Origin of the sequence: Pseudomonas sp. MIL19 (assembly GCF_028680365.1) — a bacterium.
Lineage (GTDB): Bacteria > Pseudomonadota > Gammaproteobacteria > Pseudomonadales > Pseudomonadaceae > Aquipseudomonas > Aquipseudomonas spirodelae.
Window position 1 is genome coordinate 1 of the sequence record NZ_JAPPVG010000080.1, and the last position, 1738, is coordinate 1738.

Below are 1738 nucleotides of genomic sequence, written 5' to 3' on the forward strand. Positions count from 1 at the left end.
GCTTCATCGGAAAACTCAGCGGGTGGAATCCGGGTATTTTGCCAAAATCAGGAAGTCTTCTTCAGAATTTCCCTAGACGGCTCAGCTTCTATATGCCGGCTTGCTGCCTCGTTTACGAGGCTGTCCCAGTCTTTATTGGCTGCGGGTTCTGCTCGTGTTATTTCGGCCACTGGAACGGGCTTTGGCAGCTGTCGTTTTTCAATGATCTGCTGCACGGTGCCCTTTAACAGCGCTTGGCTAGCGAAATACAGGGCGCCAACGGTGATGCACGTTCCAAGCAAACCGGGTAGCAGCACCGCTGCTGTGCTTCTTTTGCGGCGGCTATTGATCCACTCGGGGGCGTCGTCCCACTCTGCCTTCATGCTGACCTCTCCCTTTCGCTTCGCGCGTACTGCGCCAAACGCTTGCCCGTCACTTGATTATGAGCGACGGCAATATCCTGACCTTACACGGTGGCTCGGGGGCATCCGTCGCCGCGCATGGCCATGCGCTATGCCCCTTCTTATTTGCATGATGCGTTGCGCCTAAACCGGTTAGAGCGTTTAGGGAAATTCTGAAGAAGACTTCCTGATTTTGGCAAAATACCCGGATTCCACCCGCTGAGTTTTCCGATGAAGCAGATGACCTTCGCCGACGCCGAGTACGCCAGCAAGCGCAAGCAGACCCGCAAAGAATTATTCCTGATCGAAATGGATCGGGTGGTTCCGTGGAAGGGGTTGATTGCCTTGATCGAACCCCATTACCCCAAGGGTGATGGTGGTCGTCCGGCCTATCCGCTGATGGCGATGCTGCGAGTGCATCTGATGCAGAACTGGTTCGGTTACAGCGATCCGGCGATGGAAGAGGCGCTGTACGAAACCACCATCCTGCGCCAGTTTGCTGGGCTGAGCCTGGAGCGCATCCCTGATGAAACCACTATCCTCAACTTCCGTCGCTTGCTGGAGAAACACGAGCTGGCCGCGGGCATCCTGGCCGTGATTAATGGCTACCTGGGCGACCGAGGGTTGTCGCTGCGCCAAGGCACGATTGTCGATGCCACGCTGATCAATGCGCCGAGTTCGACCAAGAACAAGGACGGTAAGCGCGACCCGGAGATGCATCAGACCAAAAAAGGCCAGCAGTACTACTTCGGTATGAAGGCCCATATCGGCGTGGACGTCGAGTCCGGCCTGGTGCACAGCGTGGTGGGCACGGCGGCCAACGTGGCGGATATCACCCAAGTCGACAAGCTGTTGCACGGTGAGGAAAACATGGTGGGAGCCGATGCGGGCTATACCGGTGTCGAAAAGCGTCCGGAGCATGATGGCCGGAAGGTTATTTGGCAGGTGGCGGCACGCCGCAGCACCTACAAGAAACTGGGCAAGCGCAGCGCTCTATACAAAGCCAAGCGCAAAATCGAGAAGGCCAAGGCGCAGGTTCGGGCCAAGGTCGAACACCCATTCAGAGTGATCAAGCGCCAGTTCGGTTATGTGAAGACGCGGTTCCGTGGCCTGGCGAAGAACACGGCGCAACTGGTGACACTGTTCGCGCTGTCGAATCTGTGGATGGCGCGCAGACATTTACTGACGAATGCGGGAGAGGTGCGCCTGTAATGCGGGGAATGGCTGCCGCGAGGTGCTTGCGGCGGCTAAAAACACAGAAATAAGCGGGTGATCTGATCGCTTTTGATCGATTTGCCGCTTTCAAAATCGGCGGAGGCTGAAGTTAGCCAGAAATACATGACTACTTCAGACCATCC

The 1738-nt window shown here is 56.6% G+C and carries 2 protein-coding genes; one reads left to right on the forward strand and one right to left on the reverse strand.

Going from position 1 to position 1738, the window contains the following annotated elements:
- Positions 1-47: 47 nt before the first annotated feature.
- Complete coding sequence (locus tag N1078_RS19425; protein ID WP_274089700.1) at positions 48-362, reverse strand: hypothetical protein; 315 nt, start codon at positions 360-362, stop codon at positions 48-50.
- 249 nt (positions 363-611) lie between these two features.
- Here N1078_RS19425 and N1078_RS19430 point away from each other — a divergent pair, with 249 nt between their 5' ends.
- Complete coding sequence (locus N1078_RS19430; protein WP_102688964.1) at positions 612-1592, forward strand: IS5 family transposase; 981 nt, start codon at positions 612-614, stop codon at positions 1590-1592.
- The last annotated feature ends 146 nt before the right edge of the window (positions 1593-1738 follow it).